The sequence below is a fragment of the Hyphomicrobiales bacterium genome, from assembly GCA_030688605.1.
GTDB lineage: Bacteria > Pseudomonadota > Alphaproteobacteria > Rhizobiales > NORP267 > JAUYJB01.
The window spans coordinates 1-21,695 of the sequence record JAUYJB010000132.1 but is presented as its reverse complement, the minus strand read 5'-3'; the positions used below and the strand labels follow the sequence as shown (position 1 = coordinate 21,695).

25 protein-coding genes and 1 pseudogene are annotated in these 21,695 nt (G+C 64.0%); 13 read left to right on the top strand and 13 right to left on the bottom strand.

Annotation, left to right across the window (positions count from 1 at the left end):
- Both Q8P46_14450 and Q8P46_14445 read left to right on the top strand, forming a co-directional pair.
- Positions 1 to 116 (top strand): IS5/IS1182 family transposase (locus tag Q8P46_14450; GenBank protein MDP2621349.1); only part of this gene is annotated, 116 nt, incomplete at its 5' end.
- A gap of 24 nt (positions 117 to 140) precedes the next feature.
- A pseudogene (locus Q8P46_14445) lies at positions 141 to 374 on the top strand (DUF4145 domain-containing protein).
- 36 nt (positions 375 to 410) lie between these two features.
- Here Q8P46_14445 and Q8P46_14440 read toward each other — a convergent pair.
- Together Q8P46_14440 and Q8P46_14435 are read right to left on the bottom strand one after the other, a co-directional pair.
- On the bottom strand, positions 411 to 1,628 hold the full coding sequence (locus tag Q8P46_14440) for a terminase family protein (GenBank protein ID MDP2621348.1): 1,218 nt from the start codon (positions 1,626 to 1,628) through the stop codon (positions 411 to 413).
- Positions 1,629 to 1,632: 4 nt separating this feature from the next.
- The gene (locus Q8P46_14435) at positions 1,633 to 2,175 is read right to left on the bottom strand and encodes a hypothetical protein (protein MDP2621347.1); all 543 of its coding nucleotides are present in this window, start codon (positions 2,173 to 2,175) and stop codon (positions 1,633 to 1,635) included.
- Between the two features lie 792 nt (positions 2,176 to 2,967).
- Here Q8P46_14435 and tcmP point away from each other — a divergent pair.
- Genes tcmP through Q8P46_14420 form a run of 3 tightly spaced genes read left to right on the top strand, consistent with a single transcriptional unit; the run spans position 2,968 to position 4,651 of the window.
- Positions 2,968 to 3,441 (top strand): three-Cys-motif partner protein TcmP, encoded by a 474-nt coding sequence (gene tcmP / locus Q8P46_14430; GenBank protein ID MDP2621346.1) that lies wholly within the window; start codon positions 2,968 to 2,970, stop codon positions 3,439 to 3,441.
- Positions 3,442 to 3,450: 9 nt separating this feature from the next.
- A complete protein-coding gene (locus tag Q8P46_14425) occupies positions 3,451 to 3,855 on the top strand; it encodes a hypothetical protein (protein MDP2621345.1) in 405 nt (134 codons plus the stop codon).
- Complete coding sequence (locus Q8P46_14420; GenBank protein ID MDP2621344.1) at positions 3,839 to 4,651, top strand: phage Gp37/Gp68 family protein; 813 nt, start codon at positions 3,839 to 3,841, stop codon at positions 4,649 to 4,651. The genes Q8P46_14425 and Q8P46_14420 overlap by 17 nt, the downstream gene beginning before the upstream one ends.
- A gap of 33 nt (positions 4,652 to 4,684) precedes the next feature.
- Here the strand turns inward: Q8P46_14420 and Q8P46_14415 are convergent, their stop codons facing one another.
- Positions 4,685 to 5,146: a YcgN family cysteine cluster protein gene (locus Q8P46_14415; protein MDP2621343.1), complete on the bottom strand. Its 462-nt coding sequence runs from the start codon at positions 5,144 to 5,146 to the stop codon at positions 4,685 to 4,687.
- Between the two features lie 153 nt (positions 5,147 to 5,299).
- Here Q8P46_14415 and Q8P46_14410 point away from each other — a divergent pair, with 153 nt between their 5' ends.
- The 3 genes from Q8P46_14410 to Q8P46_14400 all read left to right on the top strand — a co-directional run bounded on the left by Q8P46_14410 (position 5,300) and on the right by Q8P46_14400 (position 8,836).
- The gene (locus Q8P46_14410) at positions 5,300 to 7,534 is read left to right on the top strand and encodes a PBP1A family penicillin-binding protein (protein ID MDP2621342.1); all 2,235 of its coding nucleotides are present in this window, start codon (positions 5,300 to 5,302) and stop codon (positions 7,532 to 7,534) included.
- Positions 7,535 to 7,682: 148 nt separating this feature from the next.
- Positions 7,683 to 8,234 carry a DUF1214 domain-containing protein gene (locus Q8P46_14405; protein MDP2621341.1) on the top strand — a complete coding sequence of 184 codons (552 nt, stop codon included), beginning with the start codon at positions 7,683 to 7,685 and terminating at the stop codon, positions 8,232 to 8,234.
- Positions 8,231 to 8,836 carry a hypothetical protein gene (locus Q8P46_14400; GenBank protein MDP2621340.1) on the top strand — a complete coding sequence of 202 codons (606 nt, stop codon included), beginning with the start codon at positions 8,231 to 8,233 and terminating at the stop codon, positions 8,834 to 8,836. The genes Q8P46_14405 and Q8P46_14400 overlap by 4 nt, the downstream gene beginning before the upstream one ends.
- 33 nt (positions 8,837 to 8,869) lie before the next feature.
- Here Q8P46_14400 and Q8P46_14395 read toward each other — a convergent pair whose 3' ends face one another.
- Positions 8,870 to 9,082, bottom strand: a complete 213-nt coding sequence (locus Q8P46_14395) for a hypothetical protein (GenBank protein MDP2621339.1) — start codon at positions 9,080 to 9,082, stop codon at positions 8,870 to 8,872.
- A gap of 361 nt (positions 9,083 to 9,443) precedes the next feature.
- On the opposite strand from Q8P46_14395, the gene Q8P46_14390 reads away from it, so the two are divergent.
- Complete coding sequence (locus Q8P46_14390) at positions 9,444 to 10,472, top strand: DUF2336 domain-containing protein (GenBank protein MDP2621338.1); 1,029 nt, start codon at positions 9,444 to 9,446, stop codon at positions 10,470 to 10,472.
- Between the two features lie 31 nt (positions 10,473 to 10,503).
- Here Q8P46_14390 and Q8P46_14385 read toward each other — a convergent pair whose 3' ends face one another.
- Positions 10,504 to 11,175: a peptidoglycan-binding protein gene (locus Q8P46_14385; GenBank protein ID MDP2621337.1), complete on the bottom strand. Its 672-nt coding sequence runs from the start codon at positions 11,173 to 11,175 to the stop codon at positions 10,504 to 10,506.
- A 38-nt stretch (positions 11,176 to 11,213) separates the two neighbouring features.
- Positions 11,214 to 13,028: a PAS domain-containing sensor histidine kinase gene (locus Q8P46_14380; GenBank protein ID MDP2621336.1), complete on the bottom strand. Its 1,815-nt coding sequence runs from the start codon at positions 13,026 to 13,028 to the stop codon at positions 11,214 to 11,216.
- A gap of 533 nt (positions 13,029 to 13,561) precedes the next feature.
- On the opposite strand from Q8P46_14380, the gene Q8P46_14375 reads away from it, so the two are divergent.
- Positions 13,562 to 13,999: a DUF5330 domain-containing protein gene (locus tag Q8P46_14375; protein ID MDP2621335.1), complete on the top strand. Its 438-nt coding sequence runs from the start codon at positions 13,562 to 13,564 to the stop codon at positions 13,997 to 13,999.
- 232 nt (positions 14,000 to 14,231) lie between these two features.
- Positions 14,232 to 14,669: a SufE family protein gene (locus tag Q8P46_14370; protein ID MDP2621334.1), complete on the top strand. Its 438-nt coding sequence runs from the start codon at positions 14,232 to 14,234 to the stop codon at positions 14,667 to 14,669.
- 14 nt (positions 14,670 to 14,683) lie between these two features.
- On the opposite strand, the gene Q8P46_14365 is transcribed toward Q8P46_14370, so the two are convergent.
- Both Q8P46_14365 and Q8P46_14360 read right to left on the bottom strand, forming a co-directional pair.
- Positions 14,684 to 15,358 carry a DUF6456 domain-containing protein gene (locus Q8P46_14365; GenBank protein ID MDP2621333.1) on the bottom strand — a complete coding sequence of 225 codons (675 nt, stop codon included), beginning with the start codon at positions 15,356 to 15,358 and terminating at the stop codon, positions 14,684 to 14,686.
- Positions 15,359 to 15,486: 128 nt separating this feature from the next.
- The gene (locus Q8P46_14360) at positions 15,487 to 15,774 is read right to left on the bottom strand and encodes a helix-turn-helix domain-containing protein (GenBank protein ID MDP2621332.1); all 288 of its coding nucleotides are present in this window, start codon (positions 15,772 to 15,774) and stop codon (positions 15,487 to 15,489) included.
- Between the two features lie 279 nt (positions 15,775 to 16,053).
- On the opposite strand from Q8P46_14360, the gene Q8P46_14355 reads away from it, so the two are divergent.
- Positions 16,054 to 16,620, top strand: coding sequence for a helix-turn-helix transcriptional regulator (locus tag Q8P46_14355; GenBank protein MDP2621331.1), 567 nt, complete (start codon positions 16,054 to 16,056; stop codon positions 16,618 to 16,620).
- A gap of 93 nt (positions 16,621 to 16,713) precedes the next feature.
- Entirely contained in the window at positions 16,714 to 17,031 is a 318-nt protein-coding gene (locus Q8P46_14350; GenBank protein MDP2621330.1) for a DUF6477 family protein, read from the top strand.
- A 185-nt stretch (positions 17,032 to 17,216) separates the two neighbouring features.
- Here the strand turns inward: Q8P46_14350 and Q8P46_14345 are convergent, their stop codons facing one another.
- From Q8P46_14345 to Q8P46_14325, 5 genes are all read right to left on the bottom strand, one after another.
- Positions 17,217 to 17,645, bottom strand: a complete 429-nt coding sequence (locus Q8P46_14345) for a MucR family transcriptional regulator (GenBank protein MDP2621329.1) — start codon at positions 17,643 to 17,645, stop codon at positions 17,217 to 17,219.
- Between the two features lie 375 nt (positions 17,646 to 18,020).
- Positions 18,021 to 19,709 carry a Na(+)/H(+) antiporter subunit D gene (locus Q8P46_14340; GenBank protein MDP2621328.1) on the bottom strand — a complete coding sequence of 563 codons (1,689 nt, stop codon included), beginning with the start codon at positions 19,707 to 19,709 and terminating at the stop codon, positions 18,021 to 18,023.
- Positions 19,702 to 19,983 carry a hypothetical protein gene (locus tag Q8P46_14335; protein MDP2621327.1) on the bottom strand — a complete coding sequence of 94 codons (282 nt, stop codon included), beginning with the start codon at positions 19,981 to 19,983 and terminating at the stop codon, positions 19,702 to 19,704. Before Q8P46_14335 ends, Q8P46_14340 begins: the two co-directional genes overlap by 8 nt.
- A complete protein-coding gene (locus Q8P46_14330) occupies positions 19,970 to 21,475 on the bottom strand; it encodes a proton-conducting transporter membrane subunit (GenBank protein ID MDP2621326.1) in 1,506 nt (501 codons plus the stop codon). The genes Q8P46_14335 and Q8P46_14330 overlap by 14 nt, the downstream gene beginning before the upstream one ends.
- Positions 21,472 to 21,695 (bottom strand): monovalent cation/H+ antiporter subunit D family protein (locus Q8P46_14325; protein ID MDP2621325.1); only part of this gene is annotated, 224 nt, incomplete at its 5' end. The genes Q8P46_14325 and Q8P46_14330, both read right to left, overlap by 4 nt.

The following is a 21,695-nucleotide window of genomic DNA, read 5'->3' as shown; positions in this document are numbered from 1 at the left end:
GCTGGATGACCCGCTGGCGTCGCCTCGTGCGCGACTACGAGCAGCGCATCGACGTCTCCGAAGCCATGATCCACGTCGCCATGGGAAGCCTGCTGCTGCGAAGGATCGGCCATTGATGCAATTCTCAAACGGACTCTCAGGCACGCATTGATGCTCTGGAAGCGAGGGGCCAAATCACACCTGCGTTGAAAGATTGGGCACATCAAATTCGTCTGGGCGGTAATGATGCCGCCCACGACGAGAAGCCCTTCACAGGGGTGGAAGCGCAGGAATTATTGGACTTCGCCGACCTTTACCTCACTTATGTTTATACGCTTCCCGGCCGCCTTGAAGATCGGAAAAAGCGGGCAGAGGAGGCGAAAGCCGGGAAATGAGCGGGGGGGCATGGGGGATTCACTTGCTCTATGGGCTCACACAACCCTCACCCGCGGCCTTGCGCTCCGCGGGGTGAGCATCAGCGCGGTCAAGGCCCAGACCAGCGCGTCGACGCGGTCGGGGCTCCGGCCGCTCGAAAGCCCGTCGGTGGCGAAGTCGCACATCTCGTCCTCGAGCTCGGGGAAGCTGCCTGCGTGCGCCGCCCGGCCCTGCTCGTAGAGCGCGGCGACCGGCTCGGCCCGCGTCCATTTGCCCCGGCTCGCCCGCACCGCCGAAATCGCCAGCGACGGCTCGACCTGGCGCAGCACGGCCTCGGCCATCTCGCCGCCCTGGTTGACCTCGACCACCAGCCGGTCGGCGGCAAGCCGCTGGTAGAGCGCGATCGCCCGCCGCGCCCAGGCGGTGGGCTTGAGGCCGGCCGCCGTCTCGTCGGCGAGCACATACGCGAGGCCATCCACTCCGAGCCCCGCCGCGACAATGCCGCAGGCGTCGGCCCCTTGCGAGGAGGCCGCCGGCGGGTCGACGGCGACGACGACGCGGACAAGCTGCGGCGTCTTGGCCGCGCGCGCGGCCTCGATCATCGCCCGCGACCACAGCGCGTCGGGCCGGTCATCGAGGATCTCGGCGTCGAGCTCCTGGCGGCCGAGCCTGGTGCCGGCGTAGGCCGCGACCACGGTGTCGAGAAAGCCCGGCGCCAGGTTGTTCGCGTTCATCGCCGTCGTCGCCCGGCTCAGCCGCGTGGCCGGGCTTTCGATCAGCGCCTTGATCAGCGGGATCGGCCGCGGCGTCGTGGTCACCGTCTGGCGCGGCTGGTTGCCGATCCTGAGCGCGAATTGCAGCATGTCCCAGGTGCGTTGCGGATAGCGCCATTTGGCGATCTCGTCGGCCCAGGCGGCGGCAAATTGGGGCCCGCGCAGGCTGTCCGGCTCCTCGGCGGAGAACAGCTCCGCCACCGTGCCGTTCGACCACACCAGCCGGCGCCGCGAAACCTCGTGGCGCGGCCGCTCGTACCATGGGTGCACCCGCATCAGCCCGGAGACGCCCTCGACCATCACCTCGCGGACATCCTGCAGCGTCTGGCCGACGAGCGCGATGCGGCCCGCCGGCTCTTCGGCGAAGGGCCGGCGGCCGAGCGCCATGCCGCGCACCCATTCGGCGCCGGCGCGGGTCTTGCCGGCGCCGCGCCCGCCGAGCATCAGCCATGTGGTCCACGCGCCCTCGGGCGGCCTCTGGTCCTTGCGCGCCCACTGCATCCACTCATGGTGGAGAACGATCTGTTGGCACGCCTTCAGGCCCGCCAGCATCTCGAGTGCTGGCTGCGGATCGCGCGAGCCGCGCAATACGTCGTGCAAGCTCGGCGCGTATGCGTTCGACATCTGCCTCATCCATCGCCACCGCGGCGCCCTGCCCGGCGCTCGTCCCCTCGCCGCGCCGTGCCGCGTTCTCGTCGAGCTCCATGACCTTTTCCAGCGTCCGCGCCAGCACCGCCATGGTCCGCGCGTCGCGCTCGGCGACCTCGTCGGGCTGCATCAGGCCGAGCTCGGCGCGGCGCTCTTCGGCCTCCTTGAGGTGCCCCTCGAAGCGGCGGTAGAGCCGCTGCACCAGGGCGATCCTGGCGCCCGCCATCTCCTGGGCCGAGGGCATGCGCTTGATGCGCCGCGGCCAGCCGCCGGCGTCGGCCAGGCGATAGAGCTTGTCCTTGCTGATGCCGAAGCGGGCCAGGATCTCGGCCACGGTAGCCTTGCCTTCCACATAGGCGCGCTCGATCGCGGCCTCGTCGGGGCCGGGCTTCATGGTCATGGCTGTTCGATAAGGTTGGGGTGAAAATGAAATCGCCGGCCTTGGGGGCCGGCTGATCGCTGCGTCCGCCGCGGCGCCGCTGTCGCTCTTTCCGTGCGCCTTTGCGCTGGCGCCGCCTCATGCGCGCTCCGGCGCCCGGTTTCTCCGGCCCGCCTCCACGCGCAATTGTCGAACGATAGCAGCCTTATACCGAAGCAGCGTAACGCTGTCAAGCGTTTTTTTCTCAGCGCGCAACTTTTTTTCTTATTTCGTGTTTTTTAGCGGATTTCCGCCCCACCGCGCCCGCAAATTATCGCAAGCGGAAAATGACCCTCGCCCTCGCCCCCTGCGGGAGAGAGCCTGCCCCCGGCTTGAACGGGGGGATGCGGAGGCTTGGGGCCGAAGGCCCTTAGCCGGAGCTGGGTGAGGGGTAAAAGGGCAGCGGCCGCCCCCTCATCCGGCTCGGGTCCCGGCGGACCCTCGCCACCTTCTCCCGCCAGGGGAGAAGGAAACGAACGCTTGGCGCGGCCCCTGCCCCACACCGTCACCCCGGCGCAGGCCGGGGTCCAGAAAAGCGGCTGCCCAGAGCTCCGCTTGTCCGGGACGACGAGGGAAAAGCCTCCAATCAATGGGATCGTAACGCGGGTTAGGGGTAGCGTAACCCGCCAGTTCTCATGACCCCTCAAACACATACGGCGCAATACGCTTCGCTATTGCGCCCTATGAGCTGGCAATCCCGTCTTGCCAATTGACCGGTCTTGTGCGGACGGGCAAAGTGTTCTATTTTTGTTCTCAAACATGAGGACCGCCAATATGCCACAGCAGCGATTTGGTGGTGAGCACACAGAGCTAAAGCTTTCCAAGGTCGAGGACTACCTTAAGGCCTATACCGAAGCGCTCAAGAACCAGGACTTTCGACTCATCTATTTTGACGCGTTCGCGGGCACTGGCGACATCCCGCAAGCGCGAAATGGCGCGCCACGACTCCCAAATGTTGATGACTACGAGCCATTCATTGTCGGTTCTGCGTTACGGGCCTTAAGCCTTCCAATCCCATTCGACGAATACGTCTTTGTTGATAGCGATGAAAAGAAGGTGGCGAAACTTGAAACGCTAGCCAACGAATTTCCACATCTGCGCGAACGAATGCATCTGAAATGTGCTGATGCAAATCTGGAGCTACAACGCTTTTGCGCGGACCGGGATTGGCGCAAATGGCGCGCGGTTATTTTCCTGGACCCTTTCGGAAATCAAGTTGAGTGGAAAACCATCGAGTCGATTGCGTGAACCGAGGCGGTGGACCTTTGGTATTTGTTCCCGGCTGGTCTCGGAGTCCATCGACAAATCGCCCGTGACGGCTCAGTTCATCGCACTCATGACGCGTCTTTGGACCGGATTTTGGGAACGAGTGATTGGCGAAATAGCTTTGTAAAGACGCAGCACGAAGTTGATCTTTTTGGAGAAATTCAGCGGGTGACATCGAAAGAGGCCGATCCCGATCTGATTACGAAATACATGATTAACCGTATGAAGGGCATATTTCACGGCGGCGTTCTCGATCTGTGGTTGCCCTTGGGATCCAGGGGCGTGCACATGTACTCGCTGATTTTTGCGTGGGCAAATCCGAGCAGGAAAGCCAAGCTCGCGGGTAAGCTTGCTGAAGCAGTGCTTAGGAGTAGCTCTCATGGCCGGACCAAGTGATATCGAATGGACCGACGCGACCTGGAATCCGGTCGCGGGCTGCAGCGTGATTTCGCCTGGCTGCGCCAACTGTTATGCGATGCGGATGGCGGCACGATTGGCCGCGATGGGGCAGGATAAGTACACGAACATTACGCGGAAGTCGGGCGGTCGAGCGAAATGGAATGGACGTGTCCGCTTGGATAAAGCGTCCATCGACCTTCCGCGAAAATGGAGGATAGGTCGGATCATATTCGTCAACAGCATGTCCGACCTTTTCCACGAGCGTGTGCCTTTCGACTTCGTTCGGAAGATTTTTCGAACGATGAATGAAACGCCGCAGCACACATATCAGGTGCTAACCAAGCGCGCCGAATTGCTTGAGAAGCTTTCCCCCAAGCTAACCTGGACTCCAAACATCTGGATGGGAGTCAGCGTGGAAAATTCGGATTTCACTTGGCGAATCGACCACTTGCGGCGCTCCGATGCGAGGGTGAAGTTTCTCAGCCTGGAACCGCTGTTGGGACCTTTGGAAGATTTGGAATTGCACGGCATTGACTGGGCCATCGCAGGGGGCGAGAGCGGTCCCGGCGCACGGCCAATGGCGCCGGAGTGGGTTCGCTCGATCCGGGATCAGTGTGTGAAGGCCGGAGTGGCGTTCCATTTCAAACAGTGGGGTGGCGTCAACAAGAAAAAGACGGGTCGCGTTCTTGATAACCGTACATGGGATGAATGGCCCGCCCAGTTTTCAGGTGCAAAGGTCGACAGTCAGCCGCGGATCGCCAGTGTTAATGCAAGCGCTTCGGCAATGCCGTAGGATCGACTACTGCAGCGTCGTGCCCTTCCCCCCCTACCTCCACACCCTCTTCTGCCCCGGCAACGGGCGGACGCGGTCCTCGAGCTCGCGCACGCGCACGGCTATCTCCTCGACCGCGAAGGCGCGCACCGAGACCCCGGCCTGGTGCACGGTTTCCGGATCGCCGGAGACGAGCGGGTGCCACCAGTAAAGGGCCCTGCCCTCGGCGACCAGCCGGTAGGCGCAGCTTTGCGGCAGCCAGCCGAGCGTGCGCACCTGATCCGGGTCGAGCCTGAGGCAGCCGGGAACCCGCGCGCTGCGATGGGCATAATCGCGGCAGCGACAGGCGCCGATATCCAAAAGCGCGCAGGCAACGTCGGTATAGGCGATGTCGCCGGATTCGGCGTCCTCGAGCTTGACCAGGCAGCACTGCGCGCACCCGTCGCACAGCTGCTCCCATTCCTTGGCGCTCAGCTCGTCGAGCCGCTTCGTCTCCCAGAACGGTTCCTTGGCCATCGGCGAATTCCAAATTCTTTACTGAACTTGTCCGCGCAGACTCAACACGGCGCCCGCAACTTGCTACAAATGTAGCCGCGAGGCCACGATTCGGTGAAGGACAAGTTCGGCGGCGACTTGCGGACACCGGGAGAGTTTCGGGATTCACGAGCCGTGGACGATCGGGATTTCGACACCAAGAGCAAGTGGCGCGACCTGAGGTTCGTGGACATCGACGCCTGGGTCGATGCCAACGTCTATAACTTCCTCCGCACGCTGGGCGACGCCTACGATGCCTATTCCGCCTTCATGGCGCGGTTCCGCATCGCCGGCTTCCGGCGGCTCGTCGTGGAGCTTGGGTCGGACGCCACCTCGTTCGCCATTCTCGGCGGGCTGATCGTGCTCGCCTTCGCCCAGCCGGCCTTCGAGGAGACCGACCAGGCCTGGCGCAAGTCGACCCAGTACTCCATCGCCTTCACCGACCGCCACGGCAATCCGATCGGCAAGCGCGGCCTGTTGCACAATGACGCGGTGCCGCTGGCGGAGATTCCCGACCATTTGATCAAGGCGGTGCTGGCCACCGAGGACCGGCGCTTCTACGAGCATTTCGGCATCGACTTTGTCGGCCTGTTCCGCGCCACGCTGGAAAATGCGCGCGCCAACGACGTGGTTCAGGGCGGCTCGACCATCACCCAGCAGCTCGCCAAGAACCTGTTCCTGACGCCCGAGCGCACGCTGGACCGCAAGATCAAGGAGGCGTTCCTGGCGCTGTGGCTGGAGGCGCGGCTGACCAAGCCCGAGATCCTCAAGCTCTATCTCGACCGCGCCTATCTCGGCGGCGGCACGGTCGGGGTCGACGCCGCGGCGGAGTATTACTTCGGCAAGTCGGTGCGCGACGTGAACTTGGCCGAGGCGGCGATGCTCGCCGGGCTGTTCAAGGCGCCGGCGCGGTTCGCCCCGCACATCAACCTGCCGGCGGCCCGCGCGCGGGCCCATGTGGTGCTCAACAATATGGTCGCGTCGCGCTTCCTGACCGAGGGCCAGGTCTATGGCGCGCGGCAGAATCCGGCGAGCGTCATTGACCGGTCGGACAGCAACATCCCGAACTATTTCCTCGACTGGGCTTATCGCGAGGCGGAGCGGATCGCGCGCGGCAAGGACTTCGTTCTGACCGTCAAGACGACGCTCGATCCGAACATCCAGAAATCCGCCGTCTCGGCCATCGAATCCTCGCTGCGCCAATATGGGCAGCAATACGATGCCGAGCAGGGAGCGCTCGTGCTCATGGAGCATGACGGCGCCGTGCGCGCCATGGTCGGCGGCCGCGACTATGGCGAGAGCCAGTTCAACCGCGCCACCGACGCCCTGCGCCAGCCCGGCTCGTCGTTCAAGCCGTTCGTCTATCTCACCGCCCTGATGAACGGCTTCACGCCGAATTCGATCGTCCTCGACGCGCCGATCACCATCGGCAACTGGTCGCCGCAGAACTACGGCCGCTCCTATGCCGGCCGCATCACCCTGACGACGGCGCTGCAGCGATCGCTCAACACGGTGGCGGTGCGCATCTCGCAGTCGTTCGGCCGCGACAAGATCGCCGAGACGGCGAAGCTGATGGGCATCCGCTCGAACATCATCGTCACCCGCTCGCTGCCACTCGGCGTCGCCGAGGTCACCCTGCTCGACATGACCAGCGCCTATGGTGCCTTCGCCAATGGCGGCAAGCAGGCGGCAGGGTACGGCATCCTGGAAATCAGGAATGCGCGCGGCGACGTCATCTACGACCATGGCCGCGACGAACCGCCGCCGCGACAGCTCGTCGACGCCAGCTATATCGCCGATCTAAATTACATGCTTAGCCACGTGGTCGAGTTCGGAACCGGCCGCCGCGCCCTTATGGATTTCACGGTTGCCGCCGGCAAGACCGGCACGAACCAGGCCTATCGTGACGCCTGGTTCATGGGCTTCACCGGCAAATATGTCGCCGGCGTCTGGTTCGGAAACGACGATTTCCACTCCATGAAACGCATGACCGGCGGCACCCTGCCGGCCATGACCTGGAAGCAGGTCATGTCGTCGGCCCACACCGAACAGGACATCTTGCCGATCATCGGCGCCATCGATCCGCGCGGCATCATGTTCAAGGTCCAGACCCAGATCGCCGAAGGCGACTCCGGCGCCGCCGGCGTGACGCGTGTTCCGCCGGTGCACACCTCGACGCTCTCGGATCGGCTGGTGACGACGCTCGACAATTTGCAGAGCTTGTTCGCCCAGACGCCGCGCCTGTCCGGGCGCCCCCTCCCGGGACCGCCGGACAATCGCCTTCGCGGCGCCCTTGACCGCAGCGCTCAGGTGCTCGATGGCGGCCAAGAGCCGGCGCCGGAAGCCGGCGTCCCGCCGCAAATCCGTTGAGACCGGCGCTGGCGGGCGTTACAGCACTATGCGGGCTCCATTGGAGCGAGTCCCGGTCATATGGAGCTATTTGACCGGGAGCCGTTCTTGGGTCTGAACTCAATCGGATGGGATGCGGTGAGCCGTGCAAATCGCGATTAATCTCGCCGTGGCGCTTTCGATCGCGCTTATCGTCGGCCTGGGCGGGACCTGGTACGCGCTGACCTTCGAAAAAGGGGTTGAGGCAGTGATCTCCGGGCCGTGGCGCGCGCTTATCGAGATCGGCACCTCCGAGGCCAACCCTTACGCCCGCGCGATCCTTGCGCGCACCGGCGCAATCCCCATGCTGGCGACCGAATCCATTGTCTTTCGCACATCGACCGACTCGCGCGGCAATGCGTTGCGTGGCGCCTGCGAGTACCGGTTACGCGGCGAGCGGATCGATGCGCGCTGGTGGACGCTGACCGTAACCGACAACCGGGGGCGCCTGCCCGTTGGAGACCCTGCCTCGCACGCCGTGACCAACGTCGGGGTCGTGCGCGATGCTGACGGCCAATTCGAGATCACGCTGTCGCCGACAGCCCGGCCCGGCAACTGGTTGGCCACGGGAGGCATGGAGAGATTTGCGCTGGCGCTGCGCCTCTACGACAGCCCGCTCTACATCAATGGCGGGCTCGAAGAGATCATCATGCCGAGCATCACGCTGGGGCGGTGCCCATGAAGTTCTCGGTTCTTTGGTCCCTTGGCGGCCTCATGCTGGGCGGCATCATCCACATCGCTTCTGTCCTGTGGGTCCCGGTGACGGCGGCGAATGACAGTTGGACGCGAATTACCGGTCTCGGTTCGGCCAATATGCTGCACGTCGTCGCGCCGACACAGGACGGGCGTGCCCCCCTGCCCGACCTGGACCCGAGCCTGCGCCATGCGGTTTGCCGCTACGACCTCACCGATGGGCCCTTGCTCATCACCAGCCAGGTGCCACTCGTCTACTGGTCGGTCGCGCTCTATGACCGCCGCGGCCTCAACTATTATGCCATCAACGACCGGCTGGTTGCCGGACGAAACATCAGGCTGTGGGTGGCGACCAAGCAGCAGCTCTTGGCGATCGAGCCGCAAACGCCGGAAACGGTCGAGGACGATCAAAGGCTGTTGATCGGCGCGCCCGGGGTACTCGGCTTCGCCGTATTCCGCGCGCTGGTTCCCGGCCCGAGCTTTGAGGCATTGGTGGGCAATGCCTTCGAAGCGACAAGCTGCAGCACGTTTGACCCGACGGCAGCGCGGGACCTTCTGAGCGAATTCAACGGCGCAACCCACACGCGCTGATGCACCCAATGATGGGTGCACACTCCGCCGGCGTCAGTTCCCGGTGGTTCGGTGGCCGCGCTTGATGCCCGGCTTGCCGGGGTCGGGATCTGGCAGCTGATCGGAATGGTTGAACGCGTGTCGTTCCAGCCGCACGCCAGGGAAGATGACGACCTCGCCGCGTGCCGTCCCGCCGACGAGGCTGCACTGCGCGCCAGTCTCGGACCTATCGCGTTGGCGGGGCTCGAATTTCAAGATCGTAGCCATCGTCGTTTCTTTCTCCAATCGTACACGAGCGGGCGTGGATAACAATGGCGGTGCCTCGGAATCGGCGGCAGCGCCTCAGAATCGGCGCATTGCTGATTACAAATTCGCCAAGGTTAAGAAAGCGCTAACGCTTGTTCGTTATGTTAAGTGTGAGTATGGCGGCATGTGGGTGTTGCCGCCTTGAATGGGAACACAATCCTCCATGCATCTAACGCGACTAGACAATGTCTCCGGCCTGCCCGGGGCAGCCGGAATCTGGAGCGGTCACCGACGCGACACGATGCTTCTGATTCTCGCCGACATGTTCGCCGTCCATGGCGAGCGTCAATCTGCGGCAGAGCGTGCGAACAATGAAGAGCTCATGATCAGATTGGCCGGCGAAGCGGGCTTGGTGGTGCGTCAGGAGGTCGCCGAGCGGCTGGCCCGGCATCAAAAGCCGCCGCGCCGGTTGGTCCGCGCCCTGGCCGAGGACAACATCGTCGTGGCCAAGCCGCTGTTGCGCCATTCCCCGGCCTTGAGCGACGAGGAGCTGGCGCTCATCGTCCTGACAACGACGGTGGAGCACGCCCGCGCGGCAGCGGAGCGCCCGGCGTTCGGTGCCGCGCTCGGCGACGCCATCGTCGCAACGGAGGATCGCGAAGCAATCCTGACGATACTCCGAAACCCTTACGCCGCATTGTCGCAAGACGGCATCCGCCGGCTCTGCCGCACCGCCAGTGGCGTCCAAGACATCGTCGAAGCCCTGCTCAAGCGGGACAATCTGGAACCGGCGGTGCTGGCCGAACTGTTTTGGTATGCGACGAGCCAAAGCCGCGAAGCGATCCTTGTGCGGCTTTCCGCGCAGGCGCTCTGGCCGGCCGAGCAGCCGCGTCTCAATGCGCCATTGCGGCAGGCCAACGCGGCGAACCTCAAAATGGCGGAGGAGGGATTGTCGAAGCTGCTCCTGGGCCGTCGTATCGATGATTTCCGCAAACTGTTCAGCCGCGCCATGGGCATTGGGCCTTCGCTTTCGGCGCGCATCATGAAAGACGATAGCGGCGAGCCTTTCGCCATCGCCTGCCGCGCCGCTGGATTTTCGATGGCCGGCTACACGACCTTGCTGATCTTGTACAATCCGGCCGTCGGCCAGTCGGTGCAGCGGGTCTTTGCCCTCGGCAGCATCTATGAAACGATACCCCGGGCGCTGGCTTGGCACCTGCTGGAAGCATGGAGCGCCCGGATGGGCGACAGGGCGCAGACCGCGGTCGCACTGAGGGAAGCAATTCACGAACCCCTTGCCATTCGCAGCGAGCGCAGTGCCAACGGCTATACGCGGGGCCGCGACGGCAACCGGACGCGTATGCCGACGGCTCGGCCGTTCGAGCGATTTGCCGGCGGCTCGGGCGGGTAGACGTTTCGCTGTTTCGCGGATTGGGCGGGATTTACCGCTCCGGTTCCGAGTCAAAGACGTGATTGTCGGCGATCGGCGGGCCGGTCGCCTTGTCGAGTGCCACGCCGGAAACGGCTGAGAGCTTTCGTACAAGCGCAGCCGACATTTGGCCGGTCACCTTCAGCCCATGGTCGCGCTCGAAGCGCGCAATTGCCGCCTGAGTGTTGCTGCCCAGCCGTCCGTCGATCCTGCCCGGCGCATAGCCGAGATCGGCCAGCACCTGCTGAACCGCCAACAGGCGCGTTTCGGAATCCGACGCCGGCGGCGCCGGTGGCATGGGGGGCACCGGCGGCACATCCCGGCGCGCCAATCTGACCTGCCGATACAGGCCCTCGTCGGCCCTCCCGGTGCCGTTAAGTCCGATCGCCTTCTGATAAGCGGCGATGGCCATGCGGGTGCGCGGCCCGTCGATGCCGTCGACCGCACCGTCATAGAATCCGAGGTCGCGCAGACCGCGCTGCAGTTCCCGCATCTCTGGCGAAGCCTCGACACGTGTCTGAACCGGAGCTTTCTCGGCGAATTGGGACGGCGAGGCGGGCGGCGCGGCCGCGAACAGGGGTGCTGGATGGCGACCGTCCTGAAGCCACAGCGCATTGATCCATACGACACCGCCTGCGGCGATGGCGATGGTGGCGGCAAGATCGAGATTGAGCCTGCGTCTCACCTCTGCCGGTCCTCTCCCACCGCACGCGATTGGCCGGCCTAAGCCGGCTGCCTCAAGGGCACGACCTTGCGCTCCGCTATCCGGTTCTTGCTTGTGCCCGGCTTGAGCGGCAGGATCACCGAGACACGGGTTCCGATACCCGGCTCGCTTTCGATTTCCATGCTGCCGCCATGCAGCCGCGCGACCCCGTGCACCATCGACAGCCCGAGCCCGGCACCTTCGTGCTTGCGAGTATAGGACATGTCGACCTGGGCGAAGGGCTGAGCCAGATGCGAAAACTGCTCAGGCGCCATCCCGATGCCGGTATCCTCGACCGACAGGATCACCGCGGCCGCAGTGAAGCGTGCCGCCAGCGTCACTCTGCCGCCGGGTGCGCTGAACTTGATGGCGTTGGACACGAGATTGATGAGGATGCGCCGGCAGGCGCTCTCGTCGGCGGTGATCTCGGGCATCTTGTCCTGCAGCTCCAGGCACAGCTCAAGACCGGCACGCGCGGCATCGGCGGCCATCGCCTGGTGGCATGAGCACACCAAATCCGGCACATCCAGGGGCTGTGGATTGATCTCGAAGCTGCCCGTCTCAAGCCGTGACACGTCGAGAATATTGTCGACGAGACCGAGAAGTCTCTGGCCACTATGACGAATGATCCGGGGGAATTCGTGCTGCTGCTCGGCCGTGAGATCATCCATGCCCTGCTCGCAGAGAATGTCGGAAAAGCCGATGATGGCATTGAGCGGCGTGCGCAGTTCGTGGCTCATGGCGGCCAGGAAGCGAGACTTGGCGCGGTTGGCGGCTTCCGCCTCGTTGCGCATGCGCAACAATGCTGCCTCATGGGCCTTGCGCTCGGTCACATCGCGGCTGACCGCAACCACTTGTCTGCGCCCGGCATGCAGTTCCGTCTCGCCGGCGCCAAGCGGGCGGCAGCGCATCTCGAGCCAGACGGTACCGGTGCTGGACGCCAGTGCCGCTTCGTCACCGCGCGGCTTTGCATCGTCGCGCAGACGGAACTCGACATTGGTCGCTGTGCCGCGTTGGGCGGCGCGGGATATGGCGGTGAGGAAGGCCGGGCGGTCGACCGGGTAAATGCGCTCCAGGAGGCCGTCGCCAAGAAGCGTCGCGGCAGGCGTGCCGATGAGCCGCTCGGCGGCGAGCGATGCAAAATTCACCGCCCCATTGGCGCTGTGTCGCGTGATCATGTCGGTGGCGTTTTCGGCCAACAGGCGGTAGCGCTCCTCGCCGCGCCGGATGGCGCGTTCCGATTCGCCGTGCACCCGGTGGACGCTGACCGCAAGCCCGCCGGCATAGACCGTTGCCGATACGGCCCCAATCATCGTCACCGCCCGCCAGTCTCCGACCAGCATCCGTGGCTCCGGAAGCATGCCGGAATGCGTCAGCGCGAACAGGACCAGCAATGCCAGGCAAGCAAGGCAGATTCCGGCCAGCACGATGCGGCGCGACAAAGACAGCGCCGCCTCGAATGGAATAATGATGATCCACGGGATGAGGAACGAGTTCAGGCCGCCGCTGATCGCCGCCGCGTAAGTGACGAGCCCGGCGAGATTTGCAACCGATATGAGGTGCGCGGCTTCGTAGCGCGCCGTCCACGACAGGAAAATGGCAATGGCAATCGGCGACACGAACCAGGAAAAGGCCAGCGCCTCGGCCAGCTTGGGTTGGCCGTAGACGGCAAGATACACCGGAAGCACCAGAAGGGCGATGGAGCCGCCAATGACGTGCGCGGCGATAAAGCTGCGATGCCGCGTCGCAATCACCTGATTGTGGCGCGCGGAGATGTGTACGAGACGCTCGAAATTTAGGCCGACACGATCGGCAATCTGACGCAGATTCACCACCCGTTAGCGCTCCCAGCGCGCTCTCCCGAGGTCAGACATCCCGTTGCGGATGGTCCCATCGGCTGCTTAAGGAAGCGTGAAGCCCGGGTTGCCTGTATAGGGCGCAGGGGGTGATCCCGCTCAGGCGTCGCGAATTTTCCGCCAGGTCGCCGCAAGGGCAAGGTGAGCTTTCCGGCCGAAGAACACGTCGGGGAGCGTCGCGCCGCCCGTGCCGGAGCCAGTGTCGTGGGCGCATCGATCCCTGCTTGCCGGCGCGCATCCTCGTCGCCGGGCCGTCCGATCACTGGCCGTCGGTGTCAGAAGTGAAACACTCCGTTGCCATGGCCATGGGCCGGCCGCGGTGGTTACCCCTGAATCTTTACAATTTCTGACTATCTAGAGCGGATTTATCATAAAAAGATATATACGTAACTTCTTTGTCAAACGTCGCAACTTTCATTCGAATTCTATTTAAATTCAGGACTTATTGTTACGACCCGCTCAACGGGCATGTGCTAGATTCTGCCTGATCGAATCGAATAAAGGGCAGCGTCATGTTTCTCCTTCGAACCCTATTCTGGTTGACCGTGATCATTCTACTGCTTCCTGCAGATGAACCGCCGTCGAATACACAGCCGGACACAAACACGGGTGTCAGTGCGGCGAGTGTCATGGACGCGGCGTGGACCACCGTCGCCGATATTACGTCGATTTGCCAGCGCAGCCCGCGCGTGTGCGAAACCGGCCAAGCCGCCTTCTACACGTTTCTGCACAAGGCGCGTTATGGCGCCGGGCTGGTGTACGAGCTGATCTCCGGAGCGGCGGGCCCACAGCCCGTGCCGGCCGCCGACCCGCTGCCGAGCACGACCAATCGTGCCGCGGCACTGGCTCCGCCGTCGCGCGAAGCGATGGCGACGATGCCGCAGAATACGTTGCAACCCAGCGATCTGGTGCCGAATTGGAACGGCCCAGCGCCGAACCGTTCGGCCTGAGCGCGGCACGCGATCTCCAAGGCTGGCGCTCGACCGACGCGTCATACAGTTTGGCGGTTTCGAGCTGCCAATATGGCGCCGCGGGCGGTTTCGTACCTGCCCTTGCCGTCCGCGGCGCATGCTCCCCCCTCTCCTCCCTAAAGCGGTTCCCGGTTTCGCACCTCCACGGTAGCACCGACGGCCTAACGCCCTTATATTCTCGGACAAGGCTTCAAGGCCGAAGGAACGCGTGATGTCGATTGATCGGATCCTCGAAGATTTCGAATTTCTCGATGACTGGGAGGATCGCTACCGCTATGTGATCGAGCTCGGCCGCGGGCTGGAGCCACTCGACGAGGCTTGGCGGACACCGGAAAACAAAGTGCAAGGGTGCGTCAGCCAAGTGTGGCTGCATTCCGAGCTGCGCCGCGACGACGGCAACGGGCCGGCGTTGGTCCTGCACGGCGACAGCGATGCGCATATTGTGCGCGGTCTCATCGCCATCCTGTTCGCTCTGTTTTCAGGCCGCACCCCGCGCGCGGTGCTCGAGGCCGACCCCAACCAGGTCTTTGAGCGGCTGGACCTGCGCGAACATTTGACGCCTCAACGCTCAAACGGCCTCACCGCCATGGTCGAGCGGATCAAGCGCGATGCGCGTGAAGCGCAGGAAAGCATGGCCAGTTTGCATTAGGAGCCTGAGGACCGTCACACTCCGTCAACCGCCGGTCGATAGTCGAGCCCGCCCCAATGGCGCAGCCGTTGGGCAAATGGCGCGGGCGGCGTCTCCGCGATGCCGTAGTGGCGGGCAAGGCGAGTGAGCGCCAGCTGCAGGATCAGCTTGCCGGAGCGCACCGGCCAGCCATTGGCCGCTTCAATCTCCGCCAGCCCTTTAAGGAAACAGCACACGTCGACCAGGATGTCGGCGAGTTCCGGACCGACGGCGGCAAGCGCCTTGTTGACACGCGTGCGCGCCGCGATGGCCGAATCGAGCAATGCTGCCGCCCCGCCCGGCTCGCTGCTGCGGCGTTTGACGCGATGGACCACCGGAGACCAATTCGAGGTCACCCTGGGCATCAGCCGGGCGCGGGTGAAATCCGCGCGCAGCCGCTCGCCGGCGGAATATTGCTGATCGGAGATCAGCGGCGCACCGTCGCGGCCCTTGCGACGGTACAGCCAGGCAAGTGGAGATTCGGCCGCATTGATGCTAACCGTGTGGGCAACGCCGGCAACATCGACGCGCTGGCGTACAATTGTCCTGTGTTGGCGCAGGAACGGCTCGTCCGCCGCTTGGTTGCGCCTGAGCCAGGCCCGCCCCGTATCGGACAGACGCCAACCGCCACTTGTTTTCTCGATGAAGCCGCGTTGATGGGCGGCATTCATCAACTCCGCGTCGATGGCGTCCAACCGAATAGGTAAGTTGCTGCCGGACCGTTCCCCGACAAGGGCATCGAGGAAGCTGGTCAGTCGCCGCTCTGCCAGTACACGCGGTCTAGCTTGCTTGCGGCGCGTCACGCCGCCACCGCTCCAAAGATGCCGTCCACACGGGCGCGCAAGGTTTGCTCCAAACAATCGAGGCTGACGTCGAACCCCGGATCGTTGCGCCGATCCTCGACCAGCCGGCAAGCGTGGGCGACCGTGGTGCGGTCGCGACCGAACAGCAGGCCCGCCTCGGAGTAGGTCAGGCCAAATCCGACATGGGCCAGATACATGGCGACCTGACGCGCGCGGGCGGTCTGGGCATCGCGCCGGGTCGGCGCTCGAAGCTCTTTGGGAGGAACCAAAAAGGCTGAGGACACAGTATGCGCTACCATTGGTCCTAGACCACGAGATATCATTGCTGACTGGCGCACCAGCGGCTGGCGCGACACGCGAATGAATGTGGAAAGCTCGGTTTGCCGCCGCAGTCGACTTGTATCCATGATACCTACTATCTTTGCGTGTATACCTGAGTATTTCTTGGTAAGGTTGCAGGATTAAATCCTTGTGTTCGAATTCTCACCTATTTTGTAAATAGCGGGGATAACTTTTTTCGAGAGCCGCGCAAGAAGCGCTGATATGGATAACTTGGGGTTGCCATGCAGACTCGAATACGTGAACTGCGAAAGCGTCGCAGCCTGACGCTGCAACAGCTCGCCGATCTGATCGGCACGACGCCGCAAACCGTGCAGCGGCTCGAAACCGCCAACATGACGGTGTCGATGGAGTGGCTCAGCCGGTTCGCGGATGCGTTCGGTGTTCGAGCAAGCGACCTGATCGCCGACGATCCAAACCGCAACATTCCACTGCTGGGACGCATTGGGCGAGACGGGACCATGCAAGCCCGTTCGGGCGATCATGTGAACGACGCCGTCGCCTTGGACGTTCCCGCTGATGATCCGGTGGCCGTGCAGCTGGAGTCCGATGTGGGCGACTACCCGGCCGGTTCGTTCCTGATCGGCAACAGGCTCTCGGGCGCCGATATCGTCAACGCTCATGGGCACGACTGCATCGTCATGCTGGCGAGCGGTTTGGTGCTGCTGCGCCGCCTGATCTGTCGCGACGGCCTGATTTCCATCGTTCCGATCGAGCCCTCCGGCGACGTCCGTTTCGATGTCGACATCGCCTGGGCGGCGCGGTTGATCCTGCAATTGCGCTACTTGTAGGGCAGCGCAGGGTGGAAGTGCAGAAAAGTTATCCCCGCCGGCGGCGCGAAGCGCATCCTGGACTCCACATCAATGGAGTTCCGGATCATGGCCATGGATATAGGCGCGGTTCGATATCGACCGCATCGGGATTGGGATCGGGCGCAAGGCCCTGCCCGGCGCGCGGGAACGGTGGGATACGAGCGCCGACGCATGTTGCCGCGGCTCCTGCCGATCACCGACAGCGAGCTTGCGCCCGACGACCCGGAGGCGGTGCGCAGAATCGTCGACCGCCTTGCCCGCGCGCTGCGGTCGGAACGGCAGCGCGGCCGGGCCGGGCACTGGAGCTACGATTTGAACCGGCATATCGCCCTCGCCCAGGCGATCGACGCGGAACGCCGGCGGCTTGAGACGCTCACCCAAACGGGCTGACGCGTTCGAGCGATGGCGCGGCCGCACAGCCCGAGAGAACCGCGCCTTGCCCTTTCAGAGGCGGACCGGAGGTCTGTCTTGGAGAGCAAGGTGCGGTTTTTCAAGCCGTCCGGTTTACGAAAGCGATGCCGAGGCAGGAGCGATCGCCGAGACGGCGCTCTTAATCGGTCTCCCGGGATAAGGGCTCAGCCCCGGCCCTTGCGCCGACGCTGCTGACCCAGTCCCATTTGCTTGGCAAGCGCCGAGCGGGCTGCCGCATAGTTGGGGGCAACCATCGGATAGTCCATCGGCAATCCCCATTTTTCGCGGTATTCCTCCGGCGAGAGATCGTAATGGGTGCGCAGATGGCGCTTCAGCGATTTGAACTTCTTGCCGTCTTCGAGACAGACAATGTAGTCGGGCGTGATCGATCTCCTCGGCGGGACTGCCGGCTTTTGCGGCTCCGCCTTGGCTTCGGCCTCTCCCGTGGCGATCGATCTCAATGCCGCGTGGACGTCGATGATGACCTTGGAGAGGTCGGGAACGGCGACCACGTTGTTGCTGACATAGGCTGAGACGATGTCAGCAGCCAGTTCAATCAGTTCGTCCCGATTGATATTCTCAACGGCATTCATTTGATTCAGTCCTTTCCGGCCAGAATTGCATATTGTTGTTATCGGTGGCGTTTTTGCTTCACACACCTAGAGCGACGCGCGACGAATTAACCATGAAGCGCACGCCGCTCTATTTCTATCATAATAACTCAAGATCGAAGGTTCAATGTATTAATTGTTCCCGTTACCCCAATATCCCCCACGCAATCCTTAAAAGTAAATTGATCGGCCACAAAAACCGGATTTTGAAAAACAGAAATAGCTCCAAACTGTACCTGCGGGCGACAAATAGGCGCAGCGGATCGGCCGCCAGCCGGTTAGATGATTCGCCGCTTGGGTGGTTTCCGCGCCCGGCGGCACGCCCGCACGCCCTGCAGGCGCATCAGCCGAACCCATTCAGAGATAGTAGACGATGAGATATACGGCGAGCAGAACGGTGGTCCAGAACGCCATCGAGCCGGTCGGCCAGGTGCGCGCCATGATGCCCTGCGGCCCGTGGTGGCGGTAGAGGCCGGCGATTGCCCTGGCGAGCGAGCGGTGAATGGCGCCGGTGGTGCCCTCCCACGCCACGGTCGCAGAGGCCCAGGTTCTGACGGCCGCCGCCTTCGCCACGCGCCGGTAGAACCAGTCGAAATCGAGGTTGGTCGAGCGCAGCTCCGGCGGGTAGAGCCCGGTGCGCACCAGGATGGTGAAGGCCAGCGAGGCGAACAGCAGAAGCTGAAGCTGGGTGACGACATGCTCCAGCGTATAGGGGTGAAAGTCGACCGGGTACGGCAGAATGGCGTAGAGCGGCCCCGGGAAGACGCCGATCAGGACGCACAAGGCCGCCGTGATCGCCATCGCGGTCAGCATGTTGGCGGGGGCTTCGCGCGGACGCTTGCCGGAATCGTGGGCGAAGAAGGCGAAATACGGGATCTTGATGCCCGAATGGTGAAAGACGCCGGCGCTGGCGAAGACCAGCACCAGCCAGGTCACGAGATAGCCCTCGTCCATGGCCGCCGTCAGGATCAGCGCCTTGGAGATGAAGCCGCTGAACAGCGGGAAAGCGGAGATGGAGGCGGCCCCGACGATGCAGAAGCCGGCCGTCCACGGCATGGTCTTGTAAAGGCCGCCCAGTTCCGAGCCCTTGATGGTGCCGGTCCGGTAGAGCACCGCGCCCATCGACATGAACAGCAGCGCCTTGTAGAGGATATGGGTGAAGGCGTGCGCCGCGGTTCCGTTGAGCGCCATTTCGGTGCCGAGGCCGATCCCCACCACCATGAATCCGAGCTGGTTGTTGAGGCTGTAGGCCAGCACCCGGCGCAGATCGTTCTCGATCACCGCATAGAAGATCGGGAACGCGGTCATGGTCGCGCCGATCGGGATCAGGATATCGGTCCCGGCGAAGCCGCGGGCCAGCGCGTAGACGGCGAGCTTGGTGGTGAACACCGACAGCCACACCGTGCCGGTGACGGTGGCTTCCGGATAGGCGTCCTGCAGCCAGTTGTGCAGCAGCGGAAAGGCGCACTTGACGCCGAAGGCGAGGAAAATCAGGACCGTCGCCGGCGAACCCAGCTCCATGGCCGCAAAGGCGATCGAGCCGGTCTCGCGCAGGAACAGGAGCGCGCCGGCCAGCAGCAGCACGCCGGAGCCCACTTGGATGATCAGGTAGCGCATGCCGGCGCGGTAGGCCCGCTCGTCGCGGCGCGCCCAGATCAGGAACACCGAGGCGATCGCCGTTCCTTCCCAGAAAATGAACAGCGTCACCAGGTCGCCGGCAAACACCGCGCCGACGGCGCTGCCGGCATAGACGAGACCGGCGACCTGCTGCACGGTGTCCCTGACGTGCAGCGAATAGATGACGCTGACCAGGACGGCGATCAGGAAGATATAGGCGAAGAGCAGGCTCAGCCTGTCGACCCGCAGCGTCGTCAGGGTCAGGTCGAACAGCTCCACCTGCCCCCCTTCGCCGTGGGTCAGCGTCAGCACGTAGGCGAAGCAGACGACGGGCAGCGCCAGCAGGTAGCCGGCCCGCATCCAGCCGCGCAGCAGCGGCACCGGCAGCGCGCCGAGGATGAGGATGAGGCCCGGCGAGACCTCAGTCATCGTAATAGTCCTCGCGGCGCATCACGATGCGGCGCATCTGCTTGGCCGCGAGCACCAGGCCGAAGGCGCCCACGAAGCCGTAAAGGGCATAGAAGCCGAACACGTGCTCGATGGCGAAGGGTCCGTGCTTCTCGACGAAAATGTCGATGGCGAACAAGAGCCCGCACACCGTGTAGAGCCCGTAGACCAGGCGGTCGACATTGCGCCGGTCGTCGAGCCAGTAGCGCTTTTTCTTCGGGCCGCGGGCGGCCCGTTTCCGGTCAGAATCCTTCACGTGCGATCTCCTCGAATGGCCCTGCCGGCCCGATCATCCCGGAGAGCAGCGCTTCGATGGCTCCCGCCTGGAAAAACAGGACGAAGGTCAGCAAAGCGGTAACGCACAAGGGCACGACGCAGGCCAGCGGCGCCTCCTGGATGGCGACCCGCGCGCCCGGCTTCGTGCCCGGCGGCGGCAGGAAATAGCCCCGCGCCACGATCGGCATCAGATAGGCGACATTGAGCAGCGAGCTGATCATCAGCACCGCCACGACGAAGGCGTGGCCGGCATCGAGCGCGCCCAGGGCGATGAACCACTTGCTCCAGGTGCCGCCGAGCGGCGGCAGGCCGATGACGCTGAGCGAGGCGACGAAGAATGCGGCCATGGTGAACGGCATGACGCGGCCGATGCCGGCCATGTCGCTGATCTCGGTCTTGTGGGTGGCGACATAGATGGCGCCGGCGCAGAAGAACAGCGTGATCTTGGCCGCCGCGTGCATGGCGATGTGCATGCCGCCGCCGATCAAGGCCATCGGCGTGGCGAGCGCGGCGCCGACCACCACATAGGCGAGCTGGCTGACCGTGGAGTAGGCCAAGCGCGCTTTCAGATTGTCGCGGGTGAGCGCGACCAGCGAGGCGGCGATCAGGCTGAAGGAGGCGACATAAACCAGCCAGTTGCTCGCGCCCGTCTCCGTCAGGAAATCGACGCCGAAAATATAAACGACGACCTTGACCACCGTGAACACGCCGGCCTTGACGACCGCGACCGCGTGCAGCAGCGCGCTGACCGGCGTCGGCGCCACCATCGCCGCCGGCAGCCAGAAATGCATCGGCATCAGCGCCGCCTTGCCGATGCCGAAGACATAGAGCGCGAGCAGGACGCCGATGGTCGCGGGACTGGCCATGCCGGCGAGGATGCCGCCTTGGGTGAAGGCGACGGTGCCGGCCAGGTACCAGGTCCAGACGATCGCCGGCAGCAGCAGCACCATGGAGGTGCCGAGCAGCAGCAGCAGATAGACGCGGCCGGCGCGCTTGGCCTCCTCGGTGCCCTTGTGGGTGACCAGCGGATAGGTCGAAAGGGTCAGCGCCTCGTAGCCGATGAACAGGGTGAACAGGTTGGCGGCGAAGGCGATCGCCATGGTCGAGCCGATGGCCACCGCGAAGCAGACATAGAAGGAGGTCTGGCGCGGCTCCTTGTTGCCGCGCATATAGCCGATCGAATAGATCGAGTTGAGGATCCACAGGCCGGAGGCGACGGTCGCGAACAGCATGCCGAGCGGCTCGATGGAAAGCCCCAGGTCGAGCCCGGTCGCCACCTCGAAGCCGCCGAGCGCCGGCCGCTCGCCGGCCAGCACGCGCGTCAGCAGCGCCAGGACGGTGGCGAACAGCACCGCCGCCGCCGTCAGCGTCACCGTCTCGCGCGCGTTCGGCGCGTCGTGGAACAGCGGGATCAGCGCCGCGGCGGAAAACGGCACGATCAGCGCCAGGATGAGGAGCATTTCTCCGCTCATCTGATTCCCGCCAGCAGAATCTCGGCGGCGCGGCGCGCCACGTCGACGGTGAGCGAGGTCTCGATGCCGAAATAGACCGTGGCCAGGCTCAGCACCCACACCGGGATCAGCATCGAGGCCGGCAGTTCGCGCGCCTTCCTTGTTTCCTCGGTGGCCTCGCGGAAATAGGCCGCCTCGACGATGCGGCCGACATAGAGGACCGAGATCAGCGAGCTCAAAA